This window comes from Stenotrophomonas sp. PS02300 (genome assembly GCF_029959395.1).
GTDB lineage: Bacteria > Pseudomonadota > Gammaproteobacteria > Xanthomonadales > Xanthomonadaceae > Stenotrophomonas > Stenotrophomonas maltophilia_AD.
Map to the genome: position 1 here is coordinate 15,632 of NZ_JASCOP010000040.1, position 16,764 is coordinate 32,395.

18 protein-coding genes are annotated in these 16,764 nt (G+C 65.5%); 5 read left to right on the plus strand and 13 right to left on the minus strand.

The genetic code is table 11. The features are described 5' to 3' along the window. Nucleotides 1-109: 109 nt before the first annotated feature. From QMX79_RS09605 to QMX79_RS09615, 3 genes are all read right to left on the minus strand, one after another. Nucleotides 110-514 carry a VOC family protein gene (locus QMX79_RS09605; protein ID WP_282246546.1) on the minus strand — a complete coding sequence of 135 codons (405 nt, stop codon included), beginning with the start codon at nucleotides 512-514 and terminating at the stop codon, nucleotides 110-112. Between the two features lie 106 nt (nucleotides 515-620). Next, on the minus strand, nucleotides 621-1,169 hold the full coding sequence (locus tag QMX79_RS09610) for an outer membrane beta-barrel protein (RefSeq protein ID WP_095362665.1): 549 nt from the start codon (nucleotides 1,167-1,169) through the stop codon (nucleotides 621-623). 88 nt (nucleotides 1,170-1,257) lie between these two features. Continuing rightward, nucleotides 1,258-1,659 (minus strand): RidA family protein, encoded by a 402-nt coding sequence (locus tag QMX79_RS09615; protein WP_282246547.1) that lies wholly within the window; start codon nucleotides 1,657-1,659, stop codon nucleotides 1,258-1,260. 114 nt (nucleotides 1,660-1,773) lie between these two features. On the opposite strand from QMX79_RS09615, the gene QMX79_RS09620 reads away from it, so the two are divergent. Genes QMX79_RS09620 through QMX79_RS09630 form a run of 3 tightly spaced genes read left to right on the plus strand, consistent with a single transcriptional unit; the run spans nucleotide 1,774 to nucleotide 3,621 of the window. Continuing rightward, nucleotides 1,774-2,724, plus strand: a complete 951-nt coding sequence (locus QMX79_RS09620) for a LysR family transcriptional regulator (protein WP_282246548.1) — start codon at nucleotides 1,774-1,776, stop codon at nucleotides 2,722-2,724. 46 nt (nucleotides 2,725-2,770) lie between these two features. Continuing rightward, nucleotides 2,771-3,205, plus strand: coding sequence for a hypothetical protein (locus QMX79_RS09625; RefSeq protein WP_282246549.1), 435 nt, complete (start codon nucleotides 2,771-2,773; stop codon nucleotides 3,203-3,205). Next, complete coding sequence (locus QMX79_RS09630) at nucleotides 3,205-3,621, plus strand: hypothetical protein (RefSeq protein WP_282246550.1); 417 nt, start codon at nucleotides 3,205-3,207, stop codon at nucleotides 3,619-3,621. The genes QMX79_RS09625 and QMX79_RS09630 overlap by 1 nt, the downstream gene beginning before the upstream one ends. Here the strand turns inward: QMX79_RS09630 and QMX79_RS09635 are convergent, their stop codons facing one another. Next, on the minus strand, nucleotides 3,622-3,972 hold the full coding sequence (locus QMX79_RS09635) for a hypothetical protein (RefSeq protein ID WP_282246551.1): 351 nt from the start codon (nucleotides 3,970-3,972) through the stop codon (nucleotides 3,622-3,624). A gap of 154 nt (nucleotides 3,973-4,126) precedes the next feature. Between QMX79_RS09635 and QMX79_RS09640 the strand changes: the two genes are divergently transcribed. Beyond that, entirely contained in the window at nucleotides 4,127-5,251 is a 1,125-nt protein-coding gene (locus QMX79_RS09640) for a histidine kinase (protein ID WP_282246552.1), read from the plus strand. Beyond that, entirely contained in the window at nucleotides 5,248-6,027 is a 780-nt protein-coding gene (locus QMX79_RS09645; RefSeq protein WP_282246553.1) for a response regulator, read from the plus strand. The genes QMX79_RS09640 and QMX79_RS09645 overlap by 4 nt, the downstream gene beginning before the upstream one ends. Before the next feature lie 78 nt (nucleotides 6,028-6,105). Here QMX79_RS09645 and map read toward each other — a convergent pair whose 3' ends face one another. The 9 genes from map to QMX79_RS09690 form a co-directional block, all read right to left on the minus strand. After that, a complete protein-coding gene (map, locus tag QMX79_RS09650) occupies nucleotides 6,106-6,876 on the minus strand; it encodes a type I methionyl aminopeptidase (protein WP_282246554.1) in 771 nt (256 codons plus the stop codon). Further along, the gene (locus tag QMX79_RS09655; protein ID WP_068852612.1) at nucleotides 6,873-7,085 is read right to left on the minus strand and encodes a ParD-like family protein; all 213 of its coding nucleotides are present in this window, start codon (nucleotides 7,083-7,085) and stop codon (nucleotides 6,873-6,875) included. Before QMX79_RS09655 ends, map begins: the two co-directional genes overlap by 4 nt. 59 nt (nucleotides 7,086-7,144) lie before the next feature. Next, nucleotides 7,145-8,164 carry a hypothetical protein gene (locus QMX79_RS09660; RefSeq protein WP_282246555.1) on the minus strand — a complete coding sequence of 340 codons (1,020 nt, stop codon included), beginning with the start codon at nucleotides 8,162-8,164 and terminating at the stop codon, nucleotides 7,145-7,147. 239 nt (nucleotides 8,165-8,403) lie between these two features. Next, nucleotides 8,404-9,306, minus strand: coding sequence for a cation transporter (locus tag QMX79_RS09665; RefSeq protein WP_282246556.1), 903 nt, complete (start codon nucleotides 9,304-9,306; stop codon nucleotides 8,404-8,406). A gap of 26 nt (nucleotides 9,307-9,332) precedes the next feature. Continuing rightward, nucleotides 9,333-11,621, minus strand: coding sequence for an Orn/Lys/Arg decarboxylase N-terminal domain-containing protein (locus QMX79_RS09670; protein WP_282246557.1), 2,289 nt, complete (start codon nucleotides 11,619-11,621; stop codon nucleotides 9,333-9,335). Between the two features lie 21 nt (nucleotides 11,622-11,642). Further along, nucleotides 11,643-12,992: an arginine/agmatine antiporter gene (gene adiC, locus QMX79_RS09675; protein ID WP_282246558.1), complete on the minus strand. Its 1,350-nt coding sequence runs from the start codon at nucleotides 12,990-12,992 to the stop codon at nucleotides 11,643-11,645. A 13-nt stretch (nucleotides 12,993-13,005) separates the two neighbouring features. Beyond that, nucleotides 13,006-14,388, minus strand: coding sequence for a DcaP family trimeric outer membrane transporter (locus QMX79_RS09680; protein ID WP_282246560.1), 1,383 nt, complete (start codon nucleotides 14,386-14,388; stop codon nucleotides 13,006-13,008). A 397-nt stretch (nucleotides 14,389-14,785) separates the two neighbouring features. Further along, nucleotides 14,786-15,619, minus strand: coding sequence for a thiol:disulfide interchange protein DsbG (dsbG, locus tag QMX79_RS09685; protein WP_282246559.1), 834 nt, complete (start codon nucleotides 15,617-15,619; stop codon nucleotides 14,786-14,788). Between the two features lie 86 nt (nucleotides 15,620-15,705). Continuing rightward, nucleotides 15,706-16,719, minus strand: a complete 1,014-nt coding sequence (locus QMX79_RS09690; protein WP_282246561.1) for a helix-turn-helix domain-containing protein — start codon at nucleotides 16,717-16,719, stop codon at nucleotides 15,706-15,708. Nucleotides 16,720-16,764: the final 45 nt, after the last annotated feature.

The following is a 16,764-nucleotide window of genomic DNA, read 5'->3' on the forward strand; positions in this document are numbered from 1 at the left end:
CCGGACCACCGTCGCCTGACCAACGGTAGGGTCGGTCGCAAGACGACTGCCGACATCAATGATCACTGCATTGACGCATTGACCTTGAACGGCACCATCTCCGCCACGCTCAACCCGCCCGCCGCTCCGGGTCCCACGCCATCGGCTGCCATAACTCCAGCTTGTTCTCATCCGGATCGAGAATCCAAGCAAAGGATCCGTTCTCATGCGTCTCGGGCCCACTGACGATGGTCACCCCCGCCTCGCGCAGGTTCGCCAGCAGCCCCTCCAGGTCATCCACCCGGTAATTGATCATGAAAGGAGCATCGCTGGGACTGAACCATTTGCTCCCGGGCTCGGCCAGCGCCCACACGGTCAGCCCGCCGTCGTTGGCCTTGTCGTCGGGCCAGCGCAGCACCGCGCCACCGAACTCCTCCAGCGTCATGCCCAGGTGCTGCCGGTACCACTCGGCCAGCGCCGCGCGGTCGCCACGGCTCTTGAAGAACACCCCACCGATTCCGGTCACCTTCGCCATCGCAGTCTCCCTGGGTCCGTGCTGATCCTATGCCCTTGCCCCCACAAAAGAAAACGGCAGGCCGTTGCACCGGCCTGCCGTTGTCCTGTCACTGCACGCGGTGGGATCAGAAGCGGAACTCGCCACCCAGGCTGATCGTATCCACGTCCACGTCCACGCCGCTGAAATCTCCCTGGCGGCGGTCGTAGTTCAGGCTCAGGCCCCAGCGGCGATTGAAGTCGTAACCGACATTGACGCCGTAGTACGGCTTGGTCGAGCTTTCGTCATCCACCACGTCGAAGGTGTCTTCGCGCACCTGCGCGGTCAACCGCGCGATGCCGGCGCGCGCGCCGATGAAGAAGCCGGTGTCGTCGGCGCCGAAGTTCTTCTTGACCACCAGGCCGGCACCGATCGAGACCAGGTCCAGCTCCTGGTCGTAGCCCAGGTCCTTGTTGTACAGCGAACCGACATGGCCTTCGACGCCGATGTTCGGGGTGAACCAGTAGCCGCCGCCGACCGAGGCGGAGGTATCCGACTCGCTGCCACGGAAACCGTCGTAACGCACTTCGGTGTCGCTGCTGCCCAGCTCGGCGCGCACGAACGCGTGGCCGGCCATGGCATCGGTCGACAGGGTGGCCAGCGCGATGGCGGCGGCCAGGGTCACGAACTTCTTCATTCAGGTCCTTCCAAAAGGTGGTTTGCCCATCTGGGCGGCGCCACTCTGCCTCCTGTTCATGTTTGTGTCAATTCCGTTAAACGGATACTCAGGCGCTGGCCTCGGGCAGCTTGGCCACGACCTTGAATTCCACGTCGAAACCACTGAGCCAGGTGACCCCGATGGCGGTCAGGGTCGGGTGCGGCGCCTGGCCCCAGTACTCGGGCACGATCGCCCAGACCCGCTCCAGGATCCGGTCCGGGTCGATCATGAAGACGGTCACGTCGACTACATCGTCGAACGTGCAGCCGGCGGCCGCCAGCACCGCGTTGAGGTTCTCGAACAGCTTGTGCACCTGCGCTTCCAGGCCCGGTTCGGGCGAACCGTCCTCGCGGCTGCCGACCTGTCCGGAGACGAACAGGAAGCCGTTGGACCGCACGGCCGGCGAATAGCGGTAGCGGGCATACAGGTCCTGGCGGCCAGGGGGGAACACGACGTCGCGACTTGCCATTGCAGACTCCAGAGGGGTTCTTGCCCCGGGTGATGGGATGCCTCCACGGTAGGCGCCCCGGCCCGGTCGATAAACGACCAACCTTGTCCATCACTGTTTGTAGAATCCAAACAATTGACCGCAGGAGTGCCGATGGACCGTTTCGATGCCATGCAGGCCTTTGCCCGGGTCGTGGAGACCGGCAGCTTCACCCGTGCCGCGCAGACCCTGCACATGAGCCGCACCACGGTGACCCAGCTGGTGCAGCAGCTGGAAGCGCGGCTGCGCGTGCGCCTGCTCAACCGCACCACCCGCCAGGTCAATGTCACCGACGATGGCGCGGCGTACTACGAGCACGTCACCCGGCTGCTGGCCAAGCTGGACGACGCGGAAACCAGCCTCTCCAGCTTCGCCGCCAGCCCGCGCGGCCGGTTGCGGGTGGATGTGCCCGCACCGCTCGCGCGGTTCCTGCTGGTGCCCGCCCTGCCCGGTTTCCATGCGCGGTATCCCGACATCCAGCTGGACCTGGGCGTCAGCGACCGCAACGTCGACCTGATCGACGAAAACGTGGACTGCGTGATCCGCGGCGGCGAGCTCACCGACCCCTCGCTGGTGGCACGGCACATCGGCGACCTTCAGGCAGGGCTGTACGCCGCGCCGCTCTACCTCTCCACGGTCGGTATTCCCGACCATCCCAAGGGATTGGAAGCCGAACCGCATCGCATCGTCGGTTACCGGGGCTCGCGGCGTGCAGGCGCCATGCCCTACGCGCTGCGGCGAGGCGAAGAAATGCTGACCGTGCACGGCCGGCATCAGCTGGCGGTCGACGACGGCAACGCCTATCTGGCGGCCGGCGTGGCCGGGCTCGGCGTGCTCTGGCTGCCCGATTACGTTGCCGCCGCGCATGCCGAACGCGGTGAACTGGTCCGCGTGCTCACCGACTGGCAGGTCGACCCGATGCCGCTGCACATCGCCTTCCGCCCCAACCGCCACGTCAGCGCCAAGCTGCGCGTCTTCGTCGACTGGGTAGCGGCCCTCATGGCCGAACACGTGCCGGTGGTGACAAAAGGCTCGGCCCTGCCCTAGCATCGCAGCCACAAGCCCGCGCCCCTGCGCCGGGCGAGGACAGGCATTGACGCAGTTCCTCCAGCTGTTCGGCTCCCGGCTTTCGATGATGTTCGCAGCGGTCGCGCTGCTGTACCTGCTGTGGTCCACCGCACCGCTCTGGTGGTCGGCGCGGCGGGCGTTCCTGCGCCGCGACCGGCTCGTGCACCCCTGGTCCTTCATTTTCATCGCTGCGATGCTTGCGTATGGGAGTACGGCACTGGCCACCATGGGCGTGACGTCGGTGGTTGGCATGTCACGCGTGCTGGATGCGGCGGCGCATCCCTGGTTGCTGTCGGCGATTGCGCCCGGGTCATGGCTTGCTACCCGGCTGGGCGCCTGGCTGCCTCCCGCACTCCTTCCGCTGCATCTGCTGATCACCTGGTTCATCACGCGCCAGTTGTCGCAACACTGGGGCGAGCTCTGCGCACGTGGCGCACTCTCTGCCCGGAAGGTGCGCTGATGCAGATTCCCGACCAGTGGTTCACCCTGCTCCTCTGGCTGTTGTTCGAGGAGGGCCTGTGGCGGATCTGGATGTCATCGCCCCTTTGGTGGGCGGTGCTCAAGGTGCTGCTGCGACGTGATCGCCTGCCCCGCCCCACCACCTTCGTGGTCGTGTCTGCGGCGCTGGCGTACGGGGTGATTGCGGCGGTGAGCGTGGTCGTCATCTTCCCGGTCAAGGTCGCAGGCCTCTACCTGGCGCCCCAGTTCATGGAGGCAGGACTGCCGTTGGGACCGACGCTGACGGCGCTGGACAACGGGGTCACAGCCGCATTGCTGCCATTGGCCTTCTCGCTGCCCATTTCCGCATGGTGGATTTCGCGGCGACTGGCGCAGCGCTGGCCGAGGTTGTGCGGCGGGGATGTGGTCTCCGGGTAGTTACAGCGGCGCGATCACCAGCGTATCGCCCTTGCACGCATTGACGTCGCGGTAGATCGCCGTGCGACCGTTACGGAACTGCAGGCGCAGGTCGAAGCGGCAGCCGGCGTCGCCCAGGCGAACCGTGGTGCTGCCTCCACCACCGCCGAGCGTATCCATGGGACGCTGCTCGAATGCATCGCTGCCAGCGGCGGCTACTTCCAGCGTGGTGATGCTTTCGTGGGCACGGTTGAGCAGCGTGAGGTAACGCGGCGCAGCGGCGTTCACGGTGCTGGCGAGCAGCAGGCTGGACAGGACGGCAAGGCGGATCGGGAACATCGCGGCATCTCCGGCGGTTGGGTTCGCCGCCATCAGGCCGCCGGCCGCCCCGCGCGCGCCACCGATCCGGGACGAATCGTCGTCCCGGCAGGACCAATCGTAATGGGCCCTCATGGCGCTTCTCGGGGCCCGCCCGCACGCCTAAGATGGCCCTGCCCCGCCGTGCCGGGCGTCCTGGATACCGGCCATGAAGGTTCGCCTTGGCAGTACGTCGATCCCCCTTTCCCGCTACCTTCTCCTCTGGACGGCGGTGGTGCTGGTGTTTGCCGTGCAGCATTCGCTGAGCGATGGACTGCATGGCAACAGCTGGCCGTTCCTGGTGCACCTGCGCTGGGCGATGATCCAGTGGTACACGTGGGCGGCACTGGCGCCGCTGGTGTTCCGCCTGGCCGAGCGCTATCCGCTGGAGCCCGACCGCCACCTGCTCGGCCTGGGCAGGCAAGCGCTGGCCAGCCTGGCGGTGACGTTCGGCGCAATGTTGATTGGTGCGCTGACCTCTGCGCTGTTCGAACCCAGCGGCTTCTTCGAACAGCTCGGGTACTTCCTGGCCCAGCATTTCGCCATCGGGCTGCTCACCTACTGGGCCCTGTTCGCGCTGCAGCAGGCACTGCACTTCCAGGCCGAGAAGGCGCGCCGCGAAATGGAAGCCAGCCGGCTGGCCACCGAACTGGCGCAATCGCGCCTGCTGGCGCTGAAATCCCAGCTGCAGCCGCATTTCCTGTTCAACACGCTGCACGCCATCATCACCCTGCTGGACGAAGACACGGTCTCGGCCGAAGACATGCTGCTGCGCCTGAGCGAACTGCTGCGCGCCTTCCTGGAAGACTACGACGGCCAGGAGATACCCCTGCGCCAGGAACTCGACCTGATTGAACTGTACCTGGGCATCCAGCGCGTGCGCTTCAAGGACCGGCTGACCACCCGCACCTATATCGCCCCGGACACCCTCGACTGCGCCGTGCCCAGCCTGCTGCTGCAGCCGTTGGTGGAAAACGCGGTGCGCCACGGCATCGGGCAGCGGGTGGGCAGTGACGTGATCGAAATCGAAACGCGCCGCGACGGCGATGTGCTGTGCATTGAAGTGCGCAACCGCAACAGCACGCTTGACGCCACGCCGGGCGCGTCCACAGGCCATGGCATCGGCATGTCCAACACCCGGCTGCGCCTGAAGGAACTGTATGGCGATGCCGCCGACGTGCGGCTGGACATGATCTGGCCCGAGGGCGTGGCCTGCCGTGTGCGCCTGCCCTTCCGCACCCTGGAAGTGGACGACGAAGCGCCGGAATTCACGGCGCGAGTAGCGCCGGCATGACCCTTTCGGTGCTGGTGGTGGACGACGAGCCGCTCGCGCGCCGCGCGATCGTGCGCCTGCTGGCCGACGACCCGGAGATCGAACTGCTGGGCGAATGCGGCGACGGCGTCTCCGCAGTGAAGGCCATCCGCGAACACTCGCCCGACCTGGTGTTCCTGGACATCCAGATGCCGGCGATCACCGGACTGGACGTCGTGGCCACCATCGGCGTCGAGCGCATGCCGGCCACCGTGTTCGTCACCGCCTATGAGCAGTATGCGGTGAAGGCCTTCGAGGCCAATGCGGTGGACTACCTGGTCAAGCCGTTCAGCCGCGAGCGATTCGCTGCCACCCTGCAGCGCGCCCGGCAACGTCTTTCCGCCGCGGCCGGCACCAGCGCGCAGACGGCCACACAGATCCTGCAGGCACTGGATGCATTGCGCCAGCGTGAGGCCTACCTGCAGCGCATACCGGTGCGGGTCGACGAACACGTGGTGCTGGTCGACGTGGACGAGATCGTATGGATCAAGGCCGCACGCAACATCGCCGAGATCCACCTGGCCGGCCGCATGCACGAACACCGCGGCACCATGGCCGCGCTCGCCGCCCGGCTGGATCCGCGCCACTTCGCCCGCGTACACCGCTCGGCCATCGTCAACATCCGGCGGGTCAAGGCGATCCACCCCTGGTTCAACGGCCACCACGTAGTCACCCTCGACACCGGCCAGCAGCTGCGCATGAGCCGCTACCAGAACGAGGCGTTCCTGAAGCTCGTCTCCACCCGGGACACACCGTAGAGCCAGGCCCTGCCTGGCTGCGCGTGATCCCCGACCGACGCGTTCACCGCATGCACCTCAGCCACGCAGGGCGTGGCTCTACGCCGTTGGCATGCGCTCATCGGCGCGCAGGGTCAACACCTCCACCCCACTGTCAGTCACCAGCACCGTATGCTCCGCCTGCGCGGACAACTTCCCGTCGCGGGTAGTCACGGTCCAACCGTCCTCGCTCATATCAATCGCCGCGCGCCCCTGGTTGATCATCGGCTCGATGGTGAACGTCATCCCGGCTTCAAGTTCCTCGCCGGCACCCCGCTTGCCGTAATGCAGCACCTGCGGTTCCTCATGCATCTCGCGACCAATGCCGTGCCCGCAGAACTCGCGCACCACGCTGTAGCCGTGCGCCTTGGCATGTTGCTGGATGGCGAAGCCGATATCACCCAGCGTCGCCCCCGGGCGCACCACCGAGATGCCCTTCCACATGGCCTCACGCGTCACCCGCACCAGCCGTTTCGCCTGGAAATCGACCTCGCCGATCAGGTAGGTCTTGCTGGAATCGGCGATGAAGCCATCCTTCTCCAGTGTGATATCCAGGTTGACGATGCTGCCGCCCCGAAGGATCTCGTCCGCAGAGGGCACGCCATGGCAGACCACGTTGTCCACCGAGCTGTTGAGCACGTAGGCAAACCCGTACTGGCCCTTGCTGGCCGGCCGCGCGTCCAGTTCATCGACGATGAAGCGCTCCACCCAGTCGTTCACCTGCAGGGTGCTCATGCCTTCCAGCGGCAACCGGTCGAGCGCCTCGAACACCGACGCCAACAACCGCCCCGACGCCCGCATCAGCGCCTGTTCTTCGACCGTCTTGATCACGCAACCGCCACCCGCAGGGCGCCGGGGTCCACCCCGGCCGCCCTGAGTTCACGGTTGACGATCTCCTGGTAGCTCATGCCGGGATTCATCTCGCACAGCATGCCCACCTTGATCCAGAACCCGGCCTGCGCGTTGATGGAACGGCCGGAAACGCCGCTGGCGCGGCGTAGGTTGTCGTGCAGTTCGTCATCGATGTTGACGATGCCCATGGTCTATACCTGAAGATCGATGTATACACATCATATATGTTTCGTATCTTTCCTGCAGGTTACCCATGTATGCTCGACTCCAGCGTCATCACGTTGTAGCCGTTGGTGTATGTATTGCCCAACGCACACGATGCGTAGTTTCCGTACTGGTTGTAGTACCGCATACATGCCTCGTGGCGCCTTTCTGGGTAATAGTTGAACATCTTCGATTGACAGCGTGCTGCGGTCGCTTGTCCGGGCCGCTTGTTTACCTGAAAGGTGACCGCAGGCTTTCCATCATGGCCGGCATACGTGATGGTCCGCACTCCGCCAACAGCGAATGCCATGTGAAACCTGTAGACAAAGAGGTGAGGACTCTTGTTCAGATGAGGCTCGCCACCTGCCACGTCATAATGGATGGAATCCACAATACTGAGCCCCTCCTTGGTGAACCGGATGTAGTAAAGATCGACATCCCACAAGTCATTGGTCACCTCATTCACCAGTTCCATGGTCATGTCGGAGGCGTAGTACCTGATTTCCTCTTCACCCCGAATGTTGATCCAACTGTCGAACTTCCCAGGTCCGGGGTTTGGCGTGTTCGTGCGAAACAATCCACCCGATGGCGACGTGATCTCGGCAGCGATCTTGGAAGTCGACACGTCCGTGGTGTCCACGTAGATCATGATGGCCTGAGCCGTTGCCCCGGGCGCGTCAGCGGGCACCTCCTCATCTGGATGATCCTCTGCGTCTTGATCCTTGACGGGAGCCCAGTGGTAAATGAACCGTGCGTCTTTATCGTGCTTACACCCGACAACTGCAGTGTTCGTGTTGTAGTTGATCAGCTTTATAGACTTCAGTTGGGCAGTCGAGAGTTGAACTTCGACGCCATCGCTGTCCCGCGCCTCGATGATGATTTCCACAGGAACTTGCTGCCGTCCGTTCGCATATACCGGTGCGGTTATCTGGGAGCGCTGGTTGACCTGCACTTCAAAACGCCTGAGCGTCACCCAGTTCGCCATTGGCTCCGCGTCTGGGCCTTCCGGAACGCCCTCGAACGTGTCAATCGGGTGTACAACGATTTCAGTGGCATGATTCATCTCGCATCACTCCTATGATTGTCTTCCATTGGCGTCAGGACCAACTGGATCGCAAGCATGGGAGGCACGCACGACGAATCGGCACACCTGCCCCAAGGGCTGCACCGAACAGAAATCCACGCAACGGGCACGGCAAACCCAAGCCCGTTGAGCGCAGCTCACTGCTCGCGATTCACCCCCGTGAGAGGCCAACATAATCCCGGCCTTGTTAGCCCCGCGTCATCGCCGTACGGCGATTCTCAGGTCCAGGCCGGGTCCGCCGTGAAGTCGATGGTCAGCCAGAACTCGCTTCCCCGTGCATCCAGCCGCTCGGCGATCTCGTCGCGCAGCGCATCCACGTTGCCGATGGTGCCGATCACCGTATCCGGATGGGTCAGGATGTGGATCTCCACGAAGCGCATGCGCCCCATCTTGGCCACGTGGCTGGTGAAATCGAGATAGCCGTGCTCGGCGACGAACCGCGTCATCACCGCCTGCACCCGGGCATCCAGCGAATCGGGTGCCACCTGCAGCACCTCGCGCATCGCCTTCCATGCCCCGCGCAGCGGCACCGGCAACACCGCCAGGCTGATGATCGCCAGCACCAGCGGGTCCAGGAAGGGAATCCAGTGCGCGTGGTCGCCATCCTCCAGCAGCAGCGCCAGCGCAAACGCCAGCACCACCGCCAAGCTCATCATGCCGCTGAGCAGCCAGGCACGTACGTCCAGCCACAGCAGCGGCGAGTTCAGTCGCGCGGCATGCACGCGCACGAACGCGGCCATGCCCAGGTTGCTCACGCACAGCAACGTAGCCCACATCAGCGCCGGCCCCGCACGGATCACATGCCCGCCGGTGGTCAGGCCAATGATCGAATTGGCCAGTGCATAGATGCAGGCCAGCGCCAGGATCGCGCCGCCCAGCGCTTCCACCATGGGTTCCAGGTGCCAATAGCCGTACTGGAAACGTGGGCTGCCCTCGCGCCCCAGCAGCCGCAGTACGGCCAGCGCCACCAGCGTGAGCGCCACATCGACCAGGCTGTACACGCCGTCGAACAGGATCGCCTGCGACCCCACCAGCAGGCCACCGATGAAGCCGGTGGCGCTGACCGCCACCGTCACCCCGATCGAGAATTTCAGGATCCGCTGTTCGCGTGCTGTATCCATCGCCTGCCGAAGATCCTGGCCGCAGCTCAGGTCTTCAGCACCTCCACCTTGTAGCTCGGCACGTCGCCGTCACGGTCGATGATAAGCCCGTGCACGTCCGACTCGAAGCCCGGGAAGCGAGCGTTCTGTTCACGGGCAATGCGCAGCGACTGGATGATCGGCTCATCCTGCGCGCCGAAGCGCTCACCCGGCATGATGGTGGGAATGCCCGGCGGGTACGGCACCAGCATGGTCCCGGCAATGCGCCCGCTGATCGCTTCAATGTCGACCCGCTCGATCTGCCCACGCACCAGGTGGTCGTAGGCCTCGGCCGGGGTCATCACCGGCTCGGGCAGGTCCACGTACATCTCGCGCATCACCTGGGCCACTGCAAACTCACGATTGAACGCGTGCAGCGCACTGCACAGATCACGCAGGCCCCAGCCGGCATACGCCCGCGGGTAATCCGCGGCCAGGTCCGGCAGCGCGCGGGTGAGCGGCGCGTTGTTGTCGAACAGCTCCTTGAACGCCATCAGCTCGGTGACCAGCGTGCTCCACTTGCCCTTGGTGATGCCCATCGAGAACAGGAACAGCACCGAGTACAGGTTGGTCTTCTCCACCGTGATGCCGCGCGTCCACAGGAACTTGCTCAGCACGGCAGCCGGAATGCCCAGCTCACCCAGGTCGCCGTCGATGGACAGCCCCGGGGTCAGCAGGGTTACCTTGATCGGGTCGATCAACACGTAGTCTTCAACCAGCCCATCGAACCCGTGCCAATGCGCATCGGGCTGCAGGTACCACTCCTCGCGCTTGGCCACCATCGGCGTTGGCGCATCGCCCTTGCCCAGCGAGCGCTCCAGCTTGTCTGGCTGCCACACGCTAAACCACCAGTCATCGCGGCCCAGGTCTTCGCGAACGTGCAGCATGGCGCGACGGAAGGCGATCGCCTCGTCGTGCATTTCCTGCACCAGAGACTCACCCGCCGCGCCCTCCATCATCTTGGATGCCACGTCGCAGGCAGCAATCACCCCGTAATGCGGGCTGGTGGTGGTGTGCATCATGAACGCTTCGTTGAAGCGCTCGGCATCCAGCTCGCGGGTGGCCGCGTTGCGCACGTGGATCATCGAGGCCTGCGAGAACGCGGCCAGCAGCTTGTGGGTGGAATGGGTGGTGAAGATGATCGCGTCCTGGCCGCGCGGCTTGCCCTTGGCCATGCCGTAGTGGTTCTCATAGAACGGGTGGAACGCGGCGTAGGCGTACCACGCTTCGTCGAAGTGCAGGAAGTCCACCGCACTGCCGATCTCGTCGGCGATCTTCTCGGCGTTGTAGCACAGCCCGTCATAGGTGGAATTGGTCACCACCGCGATGCGCGGCTTGGAACCGGCGCGGAACGCCTTGCTGGCCAGCGGATTGGCGGCGATGGCCTGCTGCAGCGCCTCGGGGGTGAACTGGTCCAGGCTGATCGGCCCGATGATGCCGTGGGCGTTGCGGCTGGGGGTGAAATACACCGGCACGCCGCCGGTCATGATCAGCGAATGCAGCAGCGACTTGTGGCAGTTTCGGTCGACGAACACCACGTCGCCCCGCCCCACCGTGCCATGCCAGACGATCTTGTTGGCGGTGGACGTACCGTTGGTGACGAAGAAGGTGTGGTCGGCACCGAAGTTGCGCGCCGCCTCGTTCTCGGCTTCCTTGATCGGTCCGCTGTGGTCCAGCAGCGAGCCCAGCTCCGGCACCGAGATCGACAGATCGCTGCGCAGCGTGTTCTCACCATAGAACTGGTGGAACGCGCGTCCCACCGGTGACTTGGTGAAGGCGACGCCGCCCGCGTGGCCCGGCGTGTGCCAGGAATAGTTGGATTCGGCGGTGTGGTGGATCAACGCCTTGAAGAACGGCGGCAGCAGCTGCTGCATGTAGTCTTCGGCCGCACGCATCACCTGGCGTGAGATGAAGCTCTTGGTGTCCTCGAACAGGAAGATGTAGCCATGCACGTACTTGAGCAGCTTGCTTGGCACCTTTTCGATGGTGCGGCGCTCGCCGTACAGGAACACCGGCAGCCCGCCGCGGCGCGCGCTCTGCTCGCGCAGGAAGCCCAGCAGGCGCTGGAACTCACCGGGCTTGTCCTCGGTGCCATCGATGGAGATCAGCACCGCCGAGGCCGCCACATAGGTGCGCGCACCGGCCTGGGCATCGGCCAGGGTAAGCCCGCACAGCACGCGCTGGTCGTTGCCCCGCAGCTCCTCGACCAGCGCGCGGATCAGGATGCCGCCGATGCGCGGGGACTCGTAATCGTCGTCAATGACAATGATCGGGTAATCCAGAGACTTGAAGTACACAGCATTTCTCCTGGGGGAAGGTCACGAAAGCTTCGTGCTGGCGGTGCTGTCCAGCGGCGGCAGCTGGCCGCGCTGGCGGCGGCGCTCCTCGCTGAAGAACGGGTAGAACACCGTGATGAACAGCACGAACAGGAAGGCGTACTGCACGATGCTGCCGGACGAACCGAAGATCGCCCACAGGCAGTACACGACGGTGATGCTGGTCAGGAACCAGAACGCGCCGGTGTGCACCAGGGTGTGCGAGCGCTCGACCACGAAGTAGCAGGCCACGCAGGAATAGATGTAGGGCAGCAGGGTCAGCACCACCGCTGCCGAGGTGATCACATCGAACTGCGCCGACGCCGTTTCGGAGGTGGACGTGAGCAGCACGGCCAGCGTCATCAGCACCGCCACGATCAGCACGCCCTTGACCGGCACGTCGTCCTTGTTGGTCTTGCTGAAGATGCTCGGGAACAGCCCGTCATCAGACGCCGCCTTGGCGCTCTGCGCGGTCAGCAGGATCCAGCCGCCCAGTGAACCGGCCGCGCCGACGAAGGCACACAAACTCACCAGCGCCCCGCCCCAGCCGCCCACCGCATTGGCCGCGGCCAGTGCGAACGGTGCATCCGAAACCTGGAGGTCGCCGTTGGGCACCATGCCCATGATCACCGACGAACTGGCGATGTACGCCACCGCCGCCAGGAACACGCCGGCCAGCGTCGCGCGCGCCACGTTCTTCTCCGGGTTTTCCACCACCCCGGCCGTGACCGAGGCCGACTCCACCCCGATGAAGGCCCACAGCGTCAGCGCGGCCGCGCTGGAGATCGCGCCGAAGTTGGATTCGCCCGACACGTTGTAGGCGCCCTTGAAGATGGCCGGGTCGAAGAAGAACCAGCCGAAGATGGCAATGCCCAGGATCGGTACCAGCGCGAAACTGGTGGTCACCGTCTGCAGCCGGCTGACGAACGCCGGGCCGATGACGTTGGCGAAACTCAGCGCCCATACCAGCGCGAGCACCGCGATGCAGCGCGGTATCGGCTGGGACAGGATCGGGAAGAAGTAACTGAAGTAGCCCACCGCCGCGATCGGGATGGCCACGTTGCCGATCCAGTTGGCGAACCAGTAGATGGTGTTGGTCTGGAAGCCCATGTACGGCCCGAACCAGTCGCGCGCGTAGGCATACGGGCCGCCCGCCATGGGCGCCAGCTTGCCCAGTTTGGCGAACACGAAGGCCAGCAGCAGCGCGCCGGCGGTGGTGACCAGCCAGCCCCAGATGGAGGCGGTACCGATCTTGGCCAGGCTGGAGGGCAGCAGGAACACGCCCGAGCCCATCATGTTGCCGGCCACCAGGAACGTGGCACCGACAACCCCGATCTTCTTAGCTTGCGCCATGACGGTCTCTCCGCTACTTGATGAAGTTGTATTGCAGGCTGCCCTGCACCCGCACCGTGTCGGCGCGTTGTCCGTCCTGCTGTTCCAGTTGCCCGTACAGCACTTCCATGCCCATCGTCCACGACGGCGCCGGGCTCCAGATCAGGTTGAAGACCCCGTATCGGCTCTGGCGGAATGCATCTGCCGCAAGCTCGGCGTTGCGCGCCATCGTGAGCTGGCCGTAGATCAGGTTGGAACGCCATAGCGGCGACCAGTAATGGGTGTAGCCGACGAAGCCGCCCTGCAGTGACAGCGCATGCAGGCGTCCATCCGCGCCGATCACCGCATCCAGGTCCGAACCGGTGAGATCGGCGGTGTAGCGGCTCAGGCCTTTGCCGCCGAGCGCGCCGAACAACAGCAGGTCCTGTTCGCCCACCGACGCGGAACCGCTGAGCTGGACGCCGCCGCCGAAGTGGCGGTCGTCGCGCTGGTCGCCGTCGTAGCCCAGGCTGCGCGCCACGCCGCCCAACTGCAGGTGGCCCCAGTCGCGCTCCATGCGCGCGGTGACAGTCACATCCGGCAGTCGGTTCGCCGCCACGGTCGCATCGGTGGTACCGGCCAGTTGTGCGTCCGGGTCTTCGGCGGCTACGGTCAAGGTGTTGCCCTTGCCCATCGCAAAGCTGTGATGGATGCCGGCCACCAGCAGGTAGCCGGCGCCGCCCGGGCCGGCGAAGTCCAGCGTGTCGGGCAGGCTGTCGGCATCCATGAAAGTGGCGTAGCCATAGCCGGCGTAGGTGTTGCCCAGCTGCCCGTAGGCATGCCGCAGCCGGAACTGGTAGCCGTCGCTGCTGCCGAAGAAGTCGTTCTCCAGGTAGAAGCGCAGGTTGCCGCGCGAGGTGGGGCGGCGCGCTTCGAAGCTGAAGCGGGTCTGCTTGGCATGCAGGTTGAAGTTGGACACGTCCCGGTGAGGGCTGCCCACCGGAATGGTCGAGGTCACGAACTGGTCCTCGTCGCCGGCCGCACGCGTATCCATGATCGCATCAAGCTTGGCGTAGCCACCAATGCGGATCAGCGTGTCGGTGTTGGGGATGGCCAGGAAACCTTTCAGCTCCGGGTCGGTCGGGCCGGCCGCGCTGTCCGGGCGCGAGGCGGCCGATGACGGATCGGCCACTGAATTGCGTGGAGGCAGGATTGCCTGCCCGGTACCCGGCACCTGCGTGGTGGACGCATACGGCAACGTGGCCGATGGCGTAATCGCCGTGGGCGCAACCGTGGTTACTCCAGGGCGCTGCGCAGGCGCGCGGCCTTCGGCGGTTTCCAACGCATCCAGGCGCTTTTCCATCGCCTCCAGCGTCTGCCGAAGGGCGCGGATGTCCTGGCGCAGGGCGTCGGCGGAATCCTGCGCGTTGACCGGCATCGCGGCCAGCGCCAGGGCAGAGAACAGCAGCACGACAGAGCAACGCATCACGTCCTCCCTGAACTGCAGACGATACTGCCGCTGGCCGCAGCGCTCACGCGCACCGCCGACAACGGCAACCCGGTACTGCTCCGCAGGAGAACGACGACCGCAGTGAACCCGGCGACATGCTGCAATCGCCGTACTGCCATCGGCAGTGCACCCGCGTGGGATTCCCTCCTCATCCCGGGTGACGCGCAGTAGCTGCGCACGCCAAGGCCCTGAGTAACAAGTCGGAAGTGAGTGTGTCGTGAAGTTCGTGCGTCGCCACGATGACGCAGCAGTAACGCAACGGGAAAGCTGTCAGGAACCATGCGCGCAGTGTGGCTGCGCGCATGGATGTCGACCTTGATTCAGATCAACGCGGGCCCATCACCTTTTCCATGTCCTCGCCCTGCGGCATGCCGGACACGCGCTGCACCATGCCCTGCGCATCGTGGAACAGGATGCCGGGGGTCCCCTGGAAGCCCAGTTCCACCATCAGCACCTGGTTGGCGTCGAGCTTGTTGGCAAGCGCCGGCGTGATGGTCGCGGCCGGCTTGATGCCACCCTTGCCGAAGTCATGTTCGTTCTGCAGGAACACGGCGCTGGGATTGGGTGCGCCCAGGATCGCGGCAGCCTTCGCCGGGCTGTCCTCGCGGATCACGCCGACCATGACGTGGCGCAGCTGCACCTTGCCGCTGTCCACCCACGGCCGTGCCGCTTCCCAGAAGCGATGGCAGTACGGGCAGTTGGCATCGCTGAAGGTGTAGACCACGCGCGGGGCATCGGCGCGGCCATCGCGCACCCATGCACTGCCATCGAGGCGCTTCCAGATCCGGTCCGACATCGGCTTGGCCACCAGCTTGTCCAGCGGCGCCGCGCCGACATCCTCGCCCTTCTCATTGAAGAGCGTGCCCACCATCACGTTTTTGCCGTCGGCCGTGACATAGGCCGCCGCCGGTTGCTGTCCCCCCACCACGCCGGCAAAGCCACGCAGGCCGCCGGGGGCGTCAAACTCGCCGATCACCTCGAAGCCCTGCTTCTCGATGCCCTGCAGCACCGCGGGCCGGTTGGCCGCTGCCGAGGACGCCGGCTTGGACGCCGCCTTCGGTGCGGACGGGCTTTGCTGTGCCTGGCTGCAGCCGGCGATTGCCAACAGCAATGCCGCGGTCAGCACGGAGCCCAGCACGGGCGAGGTTTTCAACAACATGGCAACTCCTGGAATGCACGCGAACGGCGAATGAGCCACAGGGTAGACGTATCTGCCTGACCCTGCAGCCACTGCCCTGCAACGCATCAGGCCGCTGGGCGCAGCGGTTCACCCTGCAGCTGCGCCAGCGGGCCGCGGGGACGCTCGCGCCGCTGCGCGAAGATCTGCCGGCGGTAGCGCGCCGGGGTGACCCCGACGATGCGCAGGAACAGGCGGCGGAACGCGCTCTGGTCGGAATAGCCCACCGCCCAGGACACCTCATCGACGGCACCACCGGCCTGCAGCAGCAACTGCGCCTTGGCGATGCGCAGCCGCTGGCAGTAGGCAATCGGGCGCAGGCCGGTGGCCTTGAGGAACCGCCGCTGCAGCGTGCGCGGCTCCAGCCCGGCCGCATCGCAGATGTCCTGCAGGGTCACGCCGCGCGCGGCGATGCTGTGCAGCCAGCGCTGCGCCTTGAGGATGCCGCGGTCGCCATGGGCGAAGTTCGGACTGAACCGCTCCAGGTCTTCCTGCACGCCGCGCGGAATGACCAGCTGCAACTGCTGGATGGCCGCGCTCATCACACTCTGCCCGTAGATCCGTGCCAGCAGCCGCAGGCTGAGATACTTCCATGCATCGGGGCCGGAGGCGGTCATCAGGTCGCCGTCGTCCACCAGTGCGCGCTCGCTCGGCTGCCAGCTCGGCACCACCGCCGCCAGCGACGGGCAGCGCGACAGATCCGGGACGCTGACCGAGCGCCCGCTCATGACCCCCGCCGAGGCCAGCAGCAGCCCGCCCTCTTCGCAGCCCGCCAGCAGGCTGCCCGCATCATGGCAGTCGCGCAGCCAGGTCAGCATGCGTTCGTCGGCCTGCATCAGCGGCCAGCTGGGCTCGTTGCCCGGCACCACGATCACCGCCGGCGGCGTATCGCCGAACAGTTCGGCGCCGGCCACCCGCTGCATGCCATGCCCGCGCGTGGACAGCGTCCAGCGGGTCACCAGCATGCGCGCGCCCGTGCGTTTGCCGGCCGCGGCGGTGCGGTTGCAGCGCTGGGCAAGTTCGGACAGCACCGGCGCGGCAGCACGCAGGCTGCCGGGGTATTCGAGCACGGCCACTTCCATCAGGGTCGGTGACGTGGGTTTGGGGGATGGCGATGAAGAGGGGGG

Bases quoted from the DNA above. Each gene is read 5' to 3' on its own strand.
- QMX79_RS09605 (WP_282246546.1), bottom strand. From the start codon at position 514: ATGGCGAAGGTGACCGGAATCGGTGGGGTGTTCTTCAAGAGCCGTGGC.
- QMX79_RS09610 (WP_095362665.1), bottom strand. From the start codon at position 1,169: ATGAAGAAGTTCGTGACCCTGGCCGCCGCCATCGCGCTGGCCACCCTG.
- QMX79_RS09615 (WP_282246547.1), bottom strand. From the start codon at position 1,659: ATGGCAAGTCGCGACGTCGTGTTCCCCCCTGGCCGCCAGGACCTGTAT.
- QMX79_RS09630 (WP_282246550.1), top strand. From the start codon at position 3,205: ATGCAGATTCCCGACCAGTGGTTCACCCTGCTCCTCTGGCTGTTGTTC.
- QMX79_RS09635 (WP_282246551.1), bottom strand. From the start codon at position 3,972: ATGGCGGCGAACCCAACCGCCGGAGATGCCGCGATGTTCCCGATCCGC.
- QMX79_RS09640 (WP_282246552.1), top strand. From the start codon at position 4,127: ATGAAGGTTCGCCTTGGCAGTACGTCGATCCCCCTTTCCCGCTACCTT.
- QMX79_RS09645 (WP_282246553.1), top strand. From the start codon at position 5,248: ATGACCCTTTCGGTGCTGGTGGTGGACGACGAGCCGCTCGCGCGCCGC.
- QMX79_RS09655 (WP_068852612.1), bottom strand. From the start codon at position 7,085: ATGGGCATCGTCAACATCGATGACGAACTGCACGACAACCTACGCCGC.
- QMX79_RS09660 (WP_282246555.1), bottom strand. From the start codon at position 8,164: ATGAATCATGCCACTGAAATCGTTGTACACCCGATTGACACGTTCGAG.
- QMX79_RS09665 (WP_282246556.1), bottom strand. From the start codon at position 9,306: ATGGATACAGCACGCGAACAGCGGATCCTGAAATTCTCGATCGGGGTG.
- adiC (WP_282246558.1), bottom strand. From the start codon at position 12,992: ATGGCGCAAGCTAAGAAGATCGGGGTTGTCGGTGCCACGTTCCTGGTG.
- QMX79_RS09680 (WP_282246560.1), bottom strand. From the start codon at position 14,388: ATGCCGGTCAACGCGCAGGATTCCGCCGACGCCCTGCGCCAGGACATC.
- dsbG (WP_282246559.1), bottom strand. From the start codon at position 15,619: ATGTTGTTGAAAACCTCGCCCGTGCTGGGCTCCGTGCTGACCGCGGCA.
- QMX79_RS09690 (WP_282246561.1), bottom strand. From the start codon at position 16,719: ATGGAAGTGGCCGTGCTCGAATACCCCGGCAGCCTGCGTGCTGCCGCG.